The 18,802-nt window shown below is 33.8% G+C and carries 14 protein-coding genes; 11 read left to right on the top strand and 3 right to left on the bottom strand.

Translation table 11 applies throughout. From position 1 onward, the window contains the following. Nucleotides 1-41 precede the first annotated feature (41 nt). The 11 genes from J0H12_01700 to J0H12_01650 all read left to right on the top strand — a co-directional run bounded on the left by J0H12_01700 (nucleotide 42) and on the right by J0H12_01650 (nucleotide 14,896). Nucleotides 42-899 carry a class I SAM-dependent methyltransferase gene (locus J0H12_01700; GenBank protein ID MBN9412627.1) on the top strand — a complete coding sequence of 286 codons (858 nt, stop codon included), beginning with the start codon at nucleotides 42-44 and terminating at the stop codon, nucleotides 897-899. Further along, nucleotides 883-2,136 carry a hypothetical protein gene (locus J0H12_01695; GenBank protein ID MBN9412626.1) on the top strand — a complete coding sequence of 418 codons (1,254 nt, stop codon included), beginning with the start codon at nucleotides 883-885 and terminating at the stop codon, nucleotides 2,134-2,136. The genes J0H12_01700 and J0H12_01695 overlap by 17 nt, the downstream gene beginning before the upstream one ends. Further along, nucleotides 2,137-3,516 carry a glycosyltransferase gene (locus J0H12_01690; GenBank protein ID MBN9412625.1) on the top strand — a complete coding sequence of 460 codons (1,380 nt, stop codon included), beginning with the start codon at nucleotides 2,137-2,139 and terminating at the stop codon, nucleotides 3,514-3,516. It begins immediately after the preceding gene. After that, nucleotides 3,509-4,615, top strand: coding sequence for a glycosyltransferase (locus J0H12_01685; protein ID MBN9412624.1), 1,107 nt, complete (start codon nucleotides 3,509-3,511; stop codon nucleotides 4,613-4,615). Before J0H12_01690 ends, J0H12_01685 begins: the two co-directional genes overlap by 8 nt. A gap of 17 nt (nucleotides 4,616-4,632) precedes the next feature. Beyond that, the gene (gene asnB, locus J0H12_01680) at nucleotides 4,633-6,498 is read left to right on the top strand and encodes an asparagine synthase (glutamine-hydrolyzing) (GenBank protein MBN9412623.1); all 1,866 of its coding nucleotides are present in this window, start codon (nucleotides 4,633-4,635) and stop codon (nucleotides 6,496-6,498) included. 11 nt (nucleotides 6,499-6,509) lie between these two features. Further along, a complete protein-coding gene (locus J0H12_01675; GenBank protein ID MBN9412622.1) occupies nucleotides 6,510-7,634 on the top strand; it encodes a methyltransferase domain-containing protein in 1,125 nt (374 codons plus the stop codon). Between the two features lie 2 nt (nucleotides 7,635-7,636). Continuing rightward, on the top strand, nucleotides 7,637-8,509 hold the full coding sequence (locus tag J0H12_01670; protein MBN9412621.1) for an NAD(P)-dependent oxidoreductase: 873 nt from the start codon (nucleotides 7,637-7,639) through the stop codon (nucleotides 8,507-8,509). Then, a complete protein-coding gene (locus J0H12_01665) occupies nucleotides 8,490-9,695 on the top strand; it encodes a glycosyltransferase (protein MBN9412620.1) in 1,206 nt (401 codons plus the stop codon). The genes J0H12_01670 and J0H12_01665 overlap by 20 nt, the downstream gene beginning before the upstream one ends. Before the next feature lie 13 nt (nucleotides 9,696-9,708). Next, a complete protein-coding gene (gene wecB, locus J0H12_01660; GenBank protein MBN9412619.1) occupies nucleotides 9,709-10,740 on the top strand; it encodes a UDP-N-acetylglucosamine 2-epimerase (non-hydrolyzing) in 1,032 nt (343 codons plus the stop codon). Nucleotides 10,741-10,762: 22 nt separating this feature from the next. Then, on the top strand, nucleotides 10,763-13,018 hold the full coding sequence (locus tag J0H12_01655) for a beta-propeller fold lactonase family protein (GenBank protein MBN9412618.1): 2,256 nt from the start codon (nucleotides 10,763-10,765) through the stop codon (nucleotides 13,016-13,018). 258 nt (nucleotides 13,019-13,276) lie between these two features. Next, entirely contained in the window at nucleotides 13,277-14,896 is a 1,620-nt protein-coding gene (locus J0H12_01650; protein ID MBN9412617.1) for a hypothetical protein, read from the top strand. Between the two features lie 6 nt (nucleotides 14,897-14,902). Here the strand turns inward: J0H12_01650 and J0H12_01645 are convergent, their stop codons facing one another. The 3 genes from J0H12_01645 to J0H12_01635 all read right to left on the bottom strand — a co-directional run bounded on the left by J0H12_01645 (nucleotide 14,903) and on the right by J0H12_01635 (nucleotide 18,789). Then, nucleotides 14,903-15,994 carry a glycosyltransferase gene (locus tag J0H12_01645; GenBank protein MBN9412616.1) on the bottom strand — a complete coding sequence of 364 codons (1,092 nt, stop codon included), beginning with the start codon at nucleotides 15,992-15,994 and terminating at the stop codon, nucleotides 14,903-14,905. A gap of 67 nt (nucleotides 15,995-16,061) precedes the next feature. Further along, complete coding sequence (locus J0H12_01640) at nucleotides 16,062-17,237, bottom strand: DegT/DnrJ/EryC1/StrS family aminotransferase (GenBank protein ID MBN9412615.1); 1,176 nt, start codon at nucleotides 17,235-17,237, stop codon at nucleotides 16,062-16,064. Beyond that, a complete protein-coding gene (locus J0H12_01635; GenBank protein ID MBN9412614.1) occupies nucleotides 17,230-18,789 on the bottom strand; it encodes a Gfo/Idh/MocA family oxidoreductase in 1,560 nt (519 codons plus the stop codon). Before J0H12_01635 ends, J0H12_01640 begins: the two co-directional genes overlap by 8 nt. Nucleotides 18,790-18,802 lie beyond the last annotated feature (13 nt).

The following is an 18,802-nucleotide window of genomic DNA, read 5'->3' as shown; positions in this document are numbered from 1 at the left end:
AGGTTTATTTTATATAATTTGTTAGTTTTTAGGAGTTATGAATGATTCGAAAAATAAATCTGTTTTTTAAAGAAAAATTAGAAAAATTCATAGCAGAACACATACATCAAAGCATGGTCCCGACCAATAAGAAATTAAATGAGATTGATAACACTCTCAATAAAATGTCTATCACTCAAGATATTCTCTTTGATATTATTGTAAACCAAAATACGGGAATCCAAGGTTTTAGAGAACCTGTTACTGTTCCACCAAGTGATTTTTATACATTGCAACAACAGAAAGATATTTTAGAAAGTAACTTTTCTGTTGCCTATAAATATTGGGAACAAGCATCTCAAGCTGCCGAAATAGAATACTCTGGTGCTCCTGATGGTAGTTGCAGCTCTCAAAACAATCATGTTGCTGTTCTCTTCAAGTATTTTTGTCGTCAATTTCTTAAAGGTAAGGTGCTTGATATTGGGTGCGGCTCTCTTGATATTCCCGTTTATTTACAAGATTATCCTCTTAATTTTATTGCCGGCATTGATCCATTTTTACCTTTAAAGCCGCACCCTTTCATTTTTCATCAAGGATTTTCAGAATTTATTCCGTGGGGAGATGATTATTTTGATTCCATAGTCATTGCAACATCCCTAGATCATGTTTTATCACTGGACATGGCGCTTACTGAAATTAAGCGCGTTTTAAAGCCTGGCGGTACCTTGATTATTTGGGTTGCTTTCGTGCAAGGCGCACTTCCTTATAATCCTCTAGACCCTGCTTTAAAGCCCGTAGATCTTTTTCATCTCTTTCATTTTGACAAAGAGTGGTACGAATCTTTACTAGCGCAATATTTTATCCAAAAGCATATGTTAAAAATTGACGCTGAGAGTTTCTTTTATGTCTATTCAAAATAGTATTAAAATCTATATTTATAATAAGATAGACATTCTAACTAAAAAAATTCTTCATCGTTGCGCTGTATTAGGGAAAAAAAGAACCGAAGCTCGCCTCAATAAAGGTAGAGCAAGATCTTTATGGGGAGTTACACCTATTCTAACTCTTCCCCTAAAAGCAGCTTGTGATGAATTGATTGGGATAAAAGCCCGTTCATGGGTACTCACAACTTATGGTATAAGTTCAAACTTTCACGTAAATCTTAAAAAATTCACACAAATAATTCAAAAGAATCAATATTTATATCAGCCTTATTGTCGTCTTGTCTTGGCTTGGTGCTTATTAAGATATGATATTTTTCATTATTTCTATGATAGAGGTTTCTTAGTCCCCTCAAACTTTTTTGGGGTACATATTGAAGAACTAGAGGCTATAAAATTATCTGGGAAAAGATTATATTTTTACGCCTACGGAGCCGATGTTAGAACTCGTGACAAAACCCTAGCACTCGGAAAATGGAATTTTTGCATTTCATGTCCTTCTCCGAAGAGTTATTGTATTTGTGATTCACAGCAGTTCGATAATGTTCTAGAAATGATGCGCCCTTATACAACAGCTTTTGTAACTATGGGCGATATGGATGTCTATGTCCCCGACTCTTATAAAATTCAGTACTGGCCTATTAACACAAATAAAATTAAGTATGTTGGCGTTAATCGTACAAACAGCACTTTAAAAATTATACATGCTCCCAATCATACTCATTTTAAAGGGTCTCATTTTTTAGAAGATGCAATTCATTCTCTTCGACTTCAGGGTATGAATATTGAATATATTCGTCTTCATGGAGTTTCTAATGCTCAGGTCTTGAAGGCTTTCTCTGAAGCTGATCTTATAGCAGACCAGTTTATAGGGGGGTTTTATGGATACACCGCCCTAGAAGCTATGGCCTTTGGAAAACCTGTGCTGTCTTATATAGGAGAGGGTATGAATGTACCTGAAGGATGCCCAATTATTAATACTAATCCCACCACGATAGAAACAACTTTAAGGTGGTGTATTGATAATCGAGACGCGCTGATTGAAATAGGGGAAAAATCGAGAGAGTTCATTATCAATAATTATAGCTTAGAAGCTATTGCTCTTCAATTTTCTAAATTATATTTGGACACAGGATGCTTTCCAGAAAAACAAACATCAATCATTAAACAATATTCACATATGTTGCAAAATAAACTTCAAACTAGAGAAATATAAATGTTATATAAATTAAAGACTTTCATAAAAAAATATCCTTTTCTTTATAAGATATTTGTATCTTTGTATTTAAAACTTCATCCAAAAATACATTTATCTCTCCCTCATCATTATAAATTACTCTTAAAATACGCTTTTTTTCTAGAGCGTGATATTAATCCTTTAAAACACCGAAACAATAACAATAATAAGATTGTTATGCTTGCTATATCAGAAATCTTCCGTGATCCTCGGATTGAACGCGAAGCTCGGACTTTAAGAGATGCGGGTTTTGAGATAAAAATAATTTATATTGATTATTTTAGTGCTTATCATAACATTCAAGAAATAAACTGGGGAACTGGTATCACATTTAGGCCCATTCCATTTGATGGAAATGTGTTTTGGGAAATATTTCCTTACTTATTTTCTGATCTAATGATCAATGCCGCTTGTGAAGAAGAGGTTTTTGCCATTCATGCTCATGACTTAAGTACCGCTTTAATGGGCGCGATAGCCGCAGAAAAAATAGGCGCTTACTTTGTTTGTGATTTCCATGAATGGTTTTCTGAAAATGTTGGCTGGAATTATAAACTCAAGAAGTATGTCAAACATCCTTTCTTGAAGAAAAAATTATATCAATGGGCCGAAAAAATTTGCTTACGAAAAGCAAATCGCATGATTACAGTATGCGATTCTATCGCTCGAGATATCAACCTAGAGATAATGCCAAAGCCTTTCTCAATTATTCGAAATATTCCATTTTTTGAGGAAGAAAAAAATACTTCTTCTCACCCCTCTTTAAGGGATTTATTTGGTATTAAAAAAGAAAACTTTCCACTTGTGCTTTTATGGCAAGGGGGCGTAGGACCTACTCGCCTTATAGAACCTATTATAGAGGGGGTTTCTCTTGTTCCCGGTGTTTTCTTTGTTATTAGGGGTCCTGGAATGGAATATTATCAAACAGAATATGAAAAACTCATCCAAAAATTAGGTGCTGAGGATCGGGTTAAATGTTTAATGCCTATTCCATCTTCTGAAGTAGTTGCGGGAGCAAAAGGCGCAGATCTCGGTGTATGGAGTTTACCCAATTTATGTAAAAATTTTACATACTCCCTTCCTAATAAAATTTTTGAATATATGGTTGCTGGTGTTCCTATTTTAGCAGCAGATTATCCTGAAGTTCGTAAAATAGTATCTTCTTATGATATCGGCATGTTATTTGATCCTTACAGCCCTAAATCTATTGCTCAACAATTGGAAAAAGTAAAAAATAATCAAGTATTATTAAAAACTTATCAGAAAAATTTAAAAACAGCTCTCGAAGATAATTCTCCTTCCAAAGAATGGGAAAAACTCACATCGCTTTATAATGAATTGAGATCAGAAAATAATGCTTAAAATCCTACACGCTCCTGTGAATATAGGTAATCATCCTTGGGTTTTATCCAGAAATGAAAGAAAGTTCGGATGCTTAAGTGATCTCGTTATAAATTATTCAACTTGGTTGGGTTATCCTGCTGACAAAGTCCTCGGAACATATGGCGAGAAAAATTTCTTAAAAAAATTAAAAAAGATTTTCTTTGCGCTTCAATCACCATTTCGATACGACGTGATCCATTACTATTTTGGCAAGAGCATCCTTTCTTATGATAATCCTCCGAAAAATCCATCTTTTGATTTTTTAGATTTAAAGTTAGCTAAAAAATTAGGGAAGAAAATTTTTTTTACCCTCCAAGGCTGTGACGTACGCTTAGCAAGCGAATCTTCAACAAGAAATTTATTCACCCCCTGCGGAGAAAATAAGTGTTCTGCTTATCAAGTTTGTGTATCAACGCTAGATCAAAGAAGAAAAAATTTTATTAAAAATATACTTCCCTTAGCTGATCAAATTTTTTATTTAAATCCTGAGCTCGGACATTATTTACCTAAAAGTCTTTTTCTCCCTTATGCCAATATGGAAGTTAATAATTTTACAAAAATTCCCCCCAATATAAAACGCACGCCTAAAATCGTTCATGCCCCTAGTGATGCAACAATTAAAGGCACGGACCTAATCTTGAAAGCCTTAGAAAGTCTTAAAGCAAACTATGAATTTGAACTCATTCTTGTACAAAATAAATCTCATCAAGAAGCTATGGAAATTTATCGTGATGCAGATCTCGTAATTGACCAAGTTTTATGTGGATGGTATGGAGGATTTGCAGTTGAAATGATGGCGATGGGAAAACCTGTTATGTGCTATATAAGAAAAGAAGATTTAAACTTTATTCCCAAAAAAATGTCTTATGATCTTCCTATCTTAAATATTCATCCTGCGACCTTAGAGAAAGACATTGCCTCTTTTCTTGACCGCAAAGAAGAATGGAATAAATGGTCAGATTCATCCGTAGAATTTGTTCGAAAATGGCACAATCCCGCTATTATTGCAGAAATTTTAGTCGAAGCCTACCAGCAAGATGCTCCCTACGAGTTTCTCAAAGAAAAATTTAATCAATAAATAAAAGGAATTTTAATATGTGTGGGATCAGTGGTATTATTCATTTTGGACGCATACATGACGCTCCTGAGCGCATAAGATCAAGCATTAATCACATATCTCATAGAGGCCCTGATGGGACGGGTTTTTGGCATAATCAAGATGTAAGCTTCGGGTTTACAAGATTATCTATCGTTGATCTGGAACATGGCACTCAACCAATGAGTAACGAAGATGGTCAAGTAATGGTGGTTTTTAATGGAGAAATTTATAATCACCGCGAATTAAGAAGAGAGCTTGAGAAAAAAGGGCATTTTTTTAAAACAGATCATTCTGATACTGAAGTCATTGTCCATGGGTATGAAGAATGGGGCGATGAGCTTCCCTCTAAATTAAATGGGATGTTTGCTTTTGCGGTATGGGATAATCATAGAAAGCGTGTTTTTTTAGCGCGCGATCGGTATGGCATCAAGCCACTTTATATCACTGAAATACAAAAGAACACATGGATTTTTTCTTCTGAAGTTCGAGGGATTTTCGGAAGTAATCTAGTTGAAAAAGAGGCTACCTCTGATGGTGTCTTAGAATATTTTTCTCTCCAAAATTTTTGGGATGGCCGCACTCCATTTAAAGGTATTCGTTTATTCCAACCCGCAAGTTATGAAATTATTACAGCAACTTCGGTAACGCAAAAAACATATTGGGACTATAATTTTTCAAGAAAAAGCACGTTAACAATTGAAGAATCATCTCAAAGACACTTAGAAATTTTATCTCAAGCTATTCATCGTCAATCAGATACTGACGTTCTTCTTAGCAGTTATTTATCAGGCGGCATTGATAGTACTGCAATCACGGCAATTGCAAAAAACATTAAGAATTTCCAAAGATCATATTCTTGTATCTTCAATCTTAATGAGGTTGGAGATGATATTATTGTTGATGAGCGAGAATATTCTAGAACTGCTGCTGAACATTTTAATATTGAAAGAATCGAGCATGAACTTCCACAAGATGTGCTCATTAATTCTCTTGATAAAACAATTAATGCCTTAGAATACCCACGCATGGGTATGGCCTATGTAAATTATTTAATTTCAGAACGTGTTGCTCAAGACAATAAAGTTGTTTTATCCGGGATGGGGGGAGATGAGCTTCATGGTGGATATCTAGGAAGATATCAAGTAATTCGTCAACTCCTTCTAAACAATAATATCTCCTTCATAGACAAAATTTTCAAGCGCAAGAAGAGACAAATGCATGAAGCTCTTGTGCCATATTATAACATGCTCAACTTTCCTATTCCTGAGAAAGAATACCCTTTAGCCTTTACGCCAGAATTCTTAAGATCGACAAATTCTTTTTCAGCCAATCAAGTTATAACAGATAAAATTATGACTGCACCATATGAAGATACTTGGGATATTTTAATGTATGTGGATGCCAAGACATATATGCATGGCCTTCTTGTTCTTGAAGATAAACTTTCTATGATTCATTCTTTAGAAACGAGGGTACCTCTTTTAGATAATGAATTAGTTGACTTCGTTTCTGAACTGCCTTGGAATCATTTATGTGATGGTAAAACAGGAAAGATAGTTTTTAGAGAATCAGTGAAATCGATTGTCCCTCCTTCAATTTATAATAAACCAAAAATGGGTTTTGGCCCTCCAGATGCTTCATGGTATAGAGGAACTTTAAAAGAATGGATCTCTACAGAACTTTCAAAAGAGAGAATTGCAAAACGGGGCATCTTTAGGCCCGAATATGTTTTAAGAAAATTAGAAGAACATTATACAGGTCAGTATAATCATGTGGCTCTTATTTGGTCATTTTTGAGTTTTGAAAGCTGGTGTCGTGTTCAAAATGTATTTGGAGGAGATCTCTCCAAGCCTATAATTTAAAAGGATAAAAAATGAGATTATCGTCAGTATCTTCGCTTGTTAATATACAAAATAATAATGAAAAACTTGATATAAAAGTTTTTTTACAGCATCAAGATCATATCATTGATGGTCTTCTTTTGACAGAAGATCGAAATACTTGGTATCCAATCATTGATGGTGTTCCTTGTTTTCTTGAAGATAAATCCACGCCGAGAATCCATTCTTTTGCGAAAAAATATTCTCTCGATTTCTCTATCGATCAAGAAATTATTAAAACTGGGCAAGAAATTACGAATGAAACATTCTCAAGTAAATGGACTAAATTTAAAAATTATGGTTTTGATGAAAAACATCAAGATTTTCTTTTTGACTGGTATCAAAAGAAACTAGGTGTGGAAAATCGCACTGAATTGAAAAATTTTTATAAAAATTTTTCAAAAATCCTCGAAGTTGGTCCAGGGTCAGGCTTTAATACGAATTTTATGGCAAATGCCACTGAAGGACATGTGTATGCTTTAGATATTTCAGAGGCTGCTTATACTACCTACGAAAACACGAAGAATCTTGAAAATTGCTCTGTTGTTCAGGCTGATTTAATGAAAGCACCATTTCAAGATGCTTATTTTGATTTTATTATTGCTGATGGAGTTTTACACCACACTCCTTGCACAAAATCTGCGGTATTTTCATTATTTAAAAAACTAAAACCAGGTGGTAAATTCTTTTTTTACATTTATAAGAAAATGGGAGCTGCACGATATTTCTGTGATCAATTTATTCGTGATTCTTTTAGTAAACTCACCACCGAAGAATGCTACCAACAATGTGAAGCTATTACGGAATTTGGACGTGCATTAAGTCATTTAGAAGCCAAAATTACACTTGAAAAACCTATTCCTATTCTTGGTATTCCAGCCGGAGAACATGATGTACAACGTTTAATATATTATAATTTTGTAAAATGCTTCTGGAATGATAATTTTGACTATGAAACCAATAACATGGTTAATTTTGACTGGTATCATCCCCATCATGCATGGCAGCATACTGAAGATGAAGTTAAAATTTGGTTAGATGAGCTTGATTGCGAGAAGTATCAATTTAATAATGCGAATCCAAACGGAATTTCAGTTCTTCTTACAAAGTCAGAATAATGATGAAGAAGATATTACTCACAGGCGCAAACGGGTTTATTGGCCAGGCATTTTTTCATAGCCTTAAACAAAAATATGAAATATTTTCTGTTGTACGTCATAAGCGTCAAGAAGATGAGCAAAACTCACATATTATTGAGTGTGACTTTACATCACCTATTTTTGATCATTTTCCCTCTGACATAGATGCTATAGTTCATCTAGCTCAATCTAATGAATATAGAAATTTTCCAGAAAAAGCCCATGACATTTTTGCAGTAAACGTCGCAAGTACAGCAGCCTTATTGGAATGGGCTACAAAAGAAAAAGTTAAAAATTTTATTCTCGCTTCAACGGGAAGTGTTTATGAACCGTATACAGAATCACTTATCGAGAGCATCTCTTCTGTCCCAGAGAGTTACTATAGTATCACGAAACGATCTGCTGAACTTTTATGCAAACCTTACGAAAAATTTCTCTCTATATGTATCTTCCGCCTATTCTTTCCATACGGTGAAGGACAAAAAGATAAACTCATACCAAATCTAATTGAAAGTATTCAAACTGGTAAAGAAATTACTCTACATGGCACAGAAGGTATGCTACTTTGCCCCACTTATATAAAAGATCTTATCGATATTTTTGACGAAGCATTAATGAAAAATTGGAATGGGATTTACAACCTAGCAAATGCTGAATTAATCTCATTAAAAACTTTATGTGAAAAAATAGGAAAGATTTTAGGGAAACAACCTAAGTTTTTAAGGGGATCAGGCACATCCCTTAAGATACAACCTTCATTAAAAAAGCTAGAAAATGTTTTTGATTTATCAAACTTTCATTCAGTAGATAATGGGCTGAAAAAAATGCTTAAAAATGATACGAAAATTCATTAAATATTTACTTAGCTTCCTTGCTTTTGTAATTTTAGGAAGCGCTAGTTTTTTAGCTCGTTGGCGAAAAAATCCCAAAAAACCAGCTCTTTTATGGGGAACAACACCGCTTAAAAGTATTCTTTTGTGCTCAGAAGCTCTTAAAGAAGAAGGTTATGTAAGTCATACTGTTATTCGGGAAATTTATCCGATTTTGGATAAAAAAGCTTTTGATTTTACTTTATTTTCTTCTAAGAAAAATTTTTTAAGGTCAATTATTAACCAAGTATATCCGTATTATTTCTTTATAATCAGTCTATTTAAATACGATATTTTTCACTTTTTTTTTGATGGAGGAATTCTTGCAAATACACCATTGGTATTTTTAGAATTCCCTTTACTAAAATTTGCAAAGAAAAAACTTGTTCTAATACCTTATGGAAGTGACACTTTTGTTTTTGATAAATTACAAAATCCACTTTGGAAACATGCGCTCCTTATTAATCATCCTCACCTTTCAAAAAAAACAAAACAAATTGAAAATGCAATACACCAAGGTACAAAGTATGCTGATACAATTATAGGATGCCTTGTGCATCTTGCTTGTCTACCTCGTTGGGATATTTTACCTTTAGTTCCCTATCCGATTGATTTGAATCGCTTAGATCCTGCTTTACCAAAAACACAAGGTAACATTTGTATAGCTCATGCACCAAATCATCGAGGCGCTAAAGGTACTGAATTTATTATCAAAGCCATAGAACAACTTAAAACCGAAGGCTATCCCATAAAATTTCTATTAATTGAAAATAAAACAACTAAAGAAAGTTTAGCTCTTATCAAACAAGCCGATATTTTTATAGATCAACTCATCTTTGGTTTTGCACTCGCTGCATTAGAAGCACTTGCTTACTCTAAAATCGTTATCACAGGGGTTGATTTAAAAGATTCTCATTATAAGTTATTCTCTTATTATTCTTATCTGAATGATTGCCCTATCATTCCAACTTCTCCAGAAGATATTTATGAAAAATTACTTAATTTGATTAAAGAAAGAGATCAATGGACCCATTATGGTCAAAAATCCCGCCAGTTTGTTGAGAAATATCATTCATATAAAATCATTGCACAAATGTATAAAACTATTTATCAAAAGGTCTATCATGGAAATGATTCCGTAGACCTTATTAATTATTTTTCTCCAAAGTAATACAGGAATAAAAATGAAAAAAATTCTAACAATAATTGGTGCACGTCCTCAATTTATCAAAGCAACAGCTCTTTCCCGAGCCATTTCTAAAGAACATAATTTATCGGAAATTGTCGTTCATACCGGTCAGCATTATGATAAAAATATGTCTGATATATTTTTTGAAGACTTAGAAATGTCTCCTCCAGCTTATCAACTAAAGCTTCAAGGGACGCAGCACGGCCATATGACCGCAGAAATGATTATTGAAATTGAAAAAATTATCCTTAGAGAAAAACCAGATTTGATGGTCATTTATGGCGATACAAACTCAACACTGGCAGGCGCAATTGCAGCTTCAAAACTAGAATTACCAATTGCTCATATAGAGTCTGGTTTACGTTCATTCCTCAAACATCAACCCGAAGAAATTAATCGACGTGTCAGCGACCATTTAAGTACTTACTTGTTCTGTCCTACGCAAAAGGCGGTTGATAATCTTTCCAATGAAGGAATCTCTAAGGGTGTCTATCATGTCGGGGATGTGATGTATGACGTTTCACTTTTAGCGAAAGAAAAATCTAAAATAAATTCAACAATCATCAATGACCTTGGTTTAAAATTCAAAGAATATCAAATCGCAACTATTCATCGCGCTGAAAATACAGACTCTGAAGAGGCTCTTTTAAAAGTTATCACGTATTTAAAAGAAAGAGCTGAAGACCACCCACTTATTTTTCCAATTCATCCTCGTACTCAAAAGGCTATCTCGAGATTGTCTCTAGATTTAGGTAAAATAGTAGTTATCCCTCCTCTCGGTTATTTTGATATGGCTCAATTATTATCAGGAGCCACTTGTGCTTACACTGATTCTGGAGGCCTTCAAAAAGAAGCTTATTTCCTCAGCGTACCGTGCGTAACTTTAAGAGAAGTTACTGAATGGGAAGAGACTATAGATTGTGGTTGGAACCGTTTATGGCATGTAGAACAATACAAAGAACGACAGACAATTACAGACTATGGAATAGGTAACGCTGCAGAGAAAATTGTTAGTCTTTTTAAATAAATACAGGACGATATTCTTTCTAATGTGTGTGAAAAAATTAACGATTTATCTTTCTTTAATACAAAATTATATTAAAGCTATTTTAGCATCTCATCATTTGAGCCTATTGCTGTGTCGTTTCGTTTTTATAAGTGTTTTAACGTACACTGTCTCAGCAAAAACAGTAGAGAATGATGCTACTCTAAATAATTTCCCACAAAATTATATTGAGCTTAAACCTAGTGAGACTTTTGTTGTTAAAAGAGAAACCCAACCATCTCAACTTTTTCCTACTTTTTTAACAAGCATAAATAACCAAATTTTAATATCAAATTATCAAGACATTTATGTCCTTGATTATGAACAAGCAACTCTATCTAAGCTTAAAAATGCAGATCAAAAAAATTTTAAGTCTTGGACTCCTTCTGGAATGCATTACAATGAAAAAAACAAAGAATTATTTGTTTCAAATGAATTACTTAATAGCATTATTGTCTTTTCATTTTCTGACAAAAAGCAGTTAACTACAAAGTATGTTTATTCAGGATTTAATGAACCTAAAAATATTTACTGCTCAAAAACAGATGAATTAGTTGTGGCCAATTATAGCGCCAATAAAGTTTCTTTTTATAAAAGAAATTTATCAAAATTAACTTTATTATGGGAACAAGAATTGTTTGGATGTCACGGCGTTTGTATACTTGATAATAAAGTTTATGCGTGCGGTGTAGGAACAATTGCTTGTTGGGATTTTGAAGGAAAAGAACTTTATCGTTGCCAATCTATTTTGGGAAAAGATCTTCTATTTCCAACATCCGTCATGCCTCTATCTGATTCAAAAACTCTCGCTGTTTGTGATGCCAAAAGTGGCTACTGCTTCCTTGTAACACCTCAATTAAAAGGGATAAAATATCTCGGTGGAAATGGTATTGGGTTACACAAATTTAATCACCCTTACAGTATCTATTCTCATCATGATGAATTGGTTGTAACTTCAGTTTATCAAGATAGGATTGCTTTCATAAATCTAAAAACGAACAGGGTGCAATCTTACTGTCTTCACCCAAACAATTGGGAATGGCTCAAAAATGAAACTATGGATCCCAATATTACAATCAATCCAACTTCCAATAACCTATCTCAATTAAATGAAATCATGTTGTTTGAAAATCTTTGGTTTCCTGCACGTGACAGACTTCAATATAAAGAAAAGTTTTTATTTATGCCTTCGTATATCGTGCCAAAATCTCTGGGAATTATGGCTCAACCTTGGTATGCAATTTCTTATGCTGAAAACGAGAATAAATTACTCCTACTTGCAAATAACTCAAGAATTGCACTTCTGATCGATAAAAAAACAAATTATATGGAATTTATTGATCTGCACACAATAGATTGTTGGGGAAATGGAGTAGATATTTTAACCCCCCAAGGGAAACGCCATTTAGATAGTTACCATTTTCTAAGGCATACACCCGAAGAGTTTTACCAACAACTTCCTTTTCGAACTCTCCAAGAATTAGCTGAATTTATAGGAATTAAAAGTGAACAACTAGAAATAAAAAGCTCAGCTCCTCCGTTCATACGACTAAACCAGATTATCAAAGAACGCCCTCTCAACGAGAGTGAAAGAGCTGATTTATCCTCTGAGTTCTTTACTTATATGACTGATACTAATAATCCACTATATGCGAATATTTTAGAGGTATTTTCTTTCTACGCTTTAACAAAGTCCAAAAATTATTCTTTGTTGCATTGCTTTGGTGATAAAGCTTATAGAATTTTTCAAAAAATCCCGGAAGAACAGAAGAAAGAATATATTGCATATTTAAAAATTATCCTTACCGCCCAACCAAAATTAACTAAAGCACAACAAGAAAAACTGTTTGATATAATGAAAGATGCGCGATATTTAACAAATATTTTAGCGTATTCTATTGCCTTTATAAAACCAAAAACTTCTTATAAAAATCGTACTGTCTTATTAGAGACGATGAAAAAGTTAAATTTAGAAAATCGCACTCTTCTTTTTAAAGATCTTTTGTATTTTTCTCAGGGGTTGTCTGATAAAAAACTTGATCTATTCATTTACTCTATTATCGATAAAGATAAACTTATTATTGATAGAAAAATCCCGATGATACTTGCAAAACTAGTTGATCAAGGGTTCTCAAGTGTTATTAAAAAAAGTCTTCTAGTTACTTTTTTAAGTTTTTTACCATCGCAACATCAAGAAATTTTCTTAAATTTCATTTTAGATATATCTATAATATTGAATAAAAATATTAATGCAATTTAACTAACACTTTTTTATAGATAAGATATGTCAAAAGTAAGTGATAAGAAATGCAGTTCAATGACTTATAAAAAAGTCTTTCCTCGAGTTTTTCAATAATACAAAAAAAGACTGCAGATGTCATTTATCCAGCCAAAACACCAAAGTGGTGACGATTTTTTACAATTTTTTTCTCTTCTTCTTATGGGATTTTTATGAAAAAAATGGCTATTAAAATTATAAAAAATAAGTTAATGGTTAGCTTTAAATTAGGGATTAATTATGCAATATAAATCCAAATTCTTAGCCTTCTTAGTTTTCTGTTTGATTATTTTCATGGGCAGCCAATTTACCAGATTAAATTTTTATAAAAATACAGAAACTGGATTTGTTCAAATCATACCTGAGGAAATTCATTATATTAATATGATAGGAGGGCATGAGTCATTTCCACCCTATATTGGTCCTTCTATTACAAAGTATAATAATTCTTTATATTTTATGGCTAACTATAGAAATCTTTATCTACTTGATCTGAAAAATTTAGTATCTAAAAAAATTATAATAGTAGGGAAAGATAAGATTCCCAACTGGAGACCTACAGATGTTTTTTATCACCCCTTATCTAATAAGGTATATGTAGCAAATTATACAGGAAATAATATACTTATCTTCTCTATAGCAAAAGCTGAACATCCCATCTTAATTCTTGAGCAGATTATTGATGGTTTTAAAGAGCCTGAAGGAATATATCTTTCCAAAGACGGCAAAAATATGATTGTTGCCAATTATGGTGCCGGAGAAGCTTGTTTTTTTGAATATGAACAAAAAGCCTGGGTGTTAAAATGGAAAAAAAATGGTCTTCCAGCATGCCATGGATGTTTAATACTACATAATAAAGTGTATGTTGCAGGAGAAGGATTTTTAAAGTGTTATGATTTTGATGGGCAACTATTGTTTAATAAAAATGAATTATTTGGTCAAAAATTTAGATTTGTAACTAATGTTAAATCTACACTTGATGAACAAAAATTGTTAATTTCAGATACAGCTTCAGGTTATGTCTTCATAACAACACCGGATTTACAAGAAATTATGTATTTTGGTAAAAATGGTCCTTCTCTTTACAATTTTAATATGCCTTATTCAGCTTTTCAATTTGAGGAAAACAAAATATTTGTTTCTTGTCTTTATCAAGATCGATTAGTTGTGATTGATCTTAAAAATTTAAAAGGTGAATCTTTATCTTTCAGAAGAAATAACTGGGAATGGATGAATAAGAAAGTATTTCCTCAATTTAACACTAAATTATCTAATGACTCCGATAATATTATGGGGCTTACCCCTATATCACTATTCGATTTAACGCTCTCACCTGCATATGCCTCTTTTGTTAATGCAGACCGCTCTATAAGAGTATTTATGAGCTCTTATCTAAATCCTTTAAGTGACGCATATCCACATTATTGGAGTTCTTATGCTATCGATGACAACAATATATTAATTTTGTCTAATTCTTCAACAAGTGGTATTTTGTATGATCGAAAAACAAAATACATTGAATTTGTTGATATGGGTTCTTTTGATTGTTGGGGATATCAAGATAATATTTATACACCATACGGCATTAAGAAAATCCAAGATTTTAAATTTATAAAGCATCAACCATCCGAATTTTTAAAAAAATTACCATTTAAAAATATTAACGAGATTGAAAATTTTCTTGGTTTTCCAAAAGAAACATTAGAGAAACGTTATTCACAATCATTAAAATCTGGATTTCTTAGCAACAAGATGAAAATACAGGATTTCAAAATACCACCTTCACAAGTTTTAAAAGTAGATTTGGTAGAACTTTTTATTAAATATTGCTTAACTTATTCTAATGATAAAATACAATAAATAGTTTTATAGTTTCAATAAAAGTCGTTCTAAAATTTTAACTTTTTCATCCCAAGAGATCGACTTGATTAAAGACTTTGTAAATTTAGTACGCTCCTGGCTAACTGCAATTTTAACCGCTTTAGCCCAAGCATCGGGTGTTTGCTCCTTGACAATCCAACCAACTTTATTTTTATAAACGAAATCTGACTGCTCAGGTTGGTCACTTACAATTACAGGAATACCACAAGCAATTGTTTCACTTAATTTAAGAGGAGAAAGACCTTTAGAAGCTCGATTTTCAATATTTTGGATTGGAACAAGGCTAGCGATTGACTGAGCAACAATCCCTCCAACTTCCTTATAAGGAATGCGCCCTAAATATACAATTCTGGGGTTTGTTTTCGACTTCTCTTCAATAAGAAGTCTCTCTGTACCATCCCCCGCAAACACTAATTTTATATCTTTGGGCCATTCAGGATCTTCCACTGCTCGCAATAGTAAAGAAATGCCATGCCAGGGAGAAAATGTGCCAAAAAAAATTACAAATTGTGGGGGCAATTTGTACTCGGTTTTTGCTTGAGGATTAAAAAGAGAGAGATTAACTCCATTACCAATAACACTCACCCGTTTATGGTTGGCTTCGCCTTCAACAAAACTTTTTAAACCTTGTGTTACAACAATAACATGCTCCGCCCATTCAAATTGTTTACGATACAACATTCGAAAAAAAGGGCGGAAATAACTCGTCCAAGGCCAAGCAATATAAAGATCTTCATAAGGACCATTTACCTCTTGAATAACTTTAATCCCTTTTATTTTAGCCCATACTGCCGTCATAAAACTGAAGGGATGACAACGAATATAAATTAACCTAGGAGAATATCCCGAACTTATTAATTGCCATTGTGCTATGAGCATTTTAAGAATTCGTTTAGGAAGTGGGGGCAGATCTTTATTATCATAATAAGGAGAAAATAATTTAATGTTCCATCCTAATTTTTTTAAACCTTCAACTATTTCAATAACATGGGTATAAGAAGCATGTCCCTCACGTACAGGCTCTAAACATAAGTAAGAAATCTGACTTTGACTTGCATGACGTACTTTCAGCATCATGATAAAACTTCAAATAATGTTAAGATTTCACGCATTCCTTAGAAGAAATTAGAAACCAAGACATCCCTTAAGCCTTGGATATTAAGTCGCGAAAACCTTCGATTATGTAGTCTTGAGTCCTCTCCGGTAAGTAAGGATGCATTGGGAGACTTAAAACACACTCTGCCAATTTTTCAGAAATTGGCAAATTCCCATCAACACTAGGATAATGCTTATAGGCTGTTTGCAAATGGAGTGGTTTTACATAATAAACAACCGAAGGAATTTTTGCCTCTTGAAGTTTTGACATAAATTGCTTGCGATCAATATTTTCAGGTAATTGCACTGTATACTGCGCCCAAACTGAAGTTAATCCTTCAGGAACAGAAGGTGTTTTTACCACATCATGTAGTCCCTTTTGATAACGTTGCGCCACTAAATTGCGAGCTTTAATTTCTTCAGGGAAAATAGCAAGTTTTTGCAAAAGAATTGCTGCTTGTAATGTATCTAAGCGACCATTCATACCAACTCTTACATTGTCATACTTATCGCTTCCTTGTCCGTGAACACGAATTGAACGCATGACGGCAGCATATTCATCATTATTCGTAAAAACTGCGCCACCATCACCATAGCATCCTAAGGGCTTTGCAGGAAAAAAGCTTGTTGTCGTAATTTCACCCAAAGTCCCAACTTGACGCCCTTTATAAGAGGCTCCAAAACTTTGAGCCGCATCGGCCATAATCCACAAAGAGTGAGATTTTGCAATGGATTCAATAGCATCATAATCTGCAGGAAGTCCGAAAAGATCAACCGGTATAATACCTTTAGGTGTTAAAGAAAGTTTCTTTGCAAGAGCAATCCCCTTTTCGAGACTACGCGGATCCATATTGTATGTATCCTCTAAAACATCGATAAAGATAGGAGTTGCTCCAAACCAAGTCACAACTTCTGCTGTCGCCGCAAAGGTAAAAGAAGGAACAAAAACAGCGTCGCCTGGCTCTATCCCAAAGGCCATTAAACCAAATGCTAGAGCATCTGTTCCATTTGAACATGAGAGATTATGTTTTACCCCACAGAAAGTACCCAAATTTTTTTCAAACTCAGCCACTTCAGGTCCCATGATATAAATTCCATGATCAAGAACCTGTTTAATCGCCCGATCCACTTGCGACCTAATTTTTGCTTGTTGGGCTTCGAGATCAATAAAGTGAATTTGAGAACTAGGAACTTCTATTTTTGATCCAAGAGTATTATTACTCATTTATAATCTCCTCAAGCGTATCTATATCTATTTGCCGATAACGACGTCCTTCTCGAGGACAATGCAAATCAGGACCTAAAACTTCCCCCGCATGACTTACCCAGCCTATTCTTCGCGCCGGAACACCGGCCATAAGAGCATGTGCAGGAACTTCTTTTGTAACAACTGCACCAGCAGCAATAAAACTATAAGCACCAAGTGTATTCCCGCAGACAATTGTCGCATTCGCTCCTATTGTTGCTCCTCGCTTGATAAGAGTGGGCAGAAATTCTTCTTTCCGCTCGATCTCCGCGCGGGGTGTATTAACATTCGTAAAAACACAAGAAGGACCACAAAAAACCCCATCTTCAAGAATAGTCCCCTTATAAAGACTGACATTATTTTGAATCTTACAACGATTCCCAATTTGAACATCAGGACCAATCATAACATTCTGTCCAATAATAACTTGTTCCCCGATTTTTGTATCTTTTAGAATATGACTAAAATGCCAGATCTTAGTTCCTTTTCCAACGATTGCGCCCTCATCTACATAAGCTGATTCATGAGCAAAATAATCTTGAGACTGAGATTTTTTAAGTTCAATACGTCTTTCCTGATCCATCGATTCTTGAGCAGCCGTCAATACTTGCAAAACTCTTAAACCTTCTTCTCCATCAGTTATCGGAGGTATTCCTGTTTTAATTGCTTCGACAAAAGATAAACATTCCCTCTTTAGCGGTTCGTCGTTTTCCAGAGGAACAAATTTTTGTTCTCCTTTAATTATCTCAAAAATATTTTGTTTTGAGACAACATGACTATCATAAAAAGATAATTTTTGATCCCACGGCAAGCAATCATCAAAAACTGCCATTCCTTTATCCCCAATTACAACTAACATCTGTTGCTTAAAGGGATGTAACCATGAAACATGGATATGAGCTTTTACCCCATTTGAAAAATTTAGATGAGCTGTTGCTATATCATGGAGTTGAGAATTTAAATGAGCAGCGCCTGTTGCATATACTTCTGTAGGTAACTCATTAACTAACCCTAAAACCATAGAGACATCATGGGGCGCCATATTCCACCAAACATTCTCTTCTGTCCGAATTTTTCCGAGGTTAAGTCGATTTGAATAAATATATTGTAATTTACCCAATTCTCCTTTGGATACCATTTCCTTAAGCTTTAAATAAGCCTTATGATATTGTAAGATGTGACCAACCATTAATATACGTTGCTTTGAGTGAGCAAGCAAACAAAGGGCTTCTGCTTCAGCAATATCAAGCGTTAATGGTTTCTCAACAAAAACATGCTTTCCGGCTTCAAGAGCTCTTTCAGCAAGAGAGGCATGTAAACCCGCTGGTGTTGCGATAACAATACCAGAACATGAAGGATCTTTTAATATATCTTCAAATGAAAAAGCTGGAACTTTATATTCTTGAGCAAATTTTTCTGCAGTTTGTTTATCAGGATCGCAAACGGAATGTAAAAAGCCTAGCTCAAAAAAGTTGCGAACATGATTTTTTCCCCAATATCCGCATCCTAAAACTGAAATTTTAAGTGACACGCTAACTATCTCT

Source organism: Candidatus Paracaedimonas acanthamoebae (assembly GCA_017307065.1).
Taxonomy (GTDB): domain Bacteria; phylum Pseudomonadota; class Alphaproteobacteria; order Caedimonadales; family Caedimonadaceae; genus Paracaedimonas; species Paracaedimonas acanthamoebae_A.
This window is presented reverse-complemented; position numbering and strand designations above follow the sequence as displayed.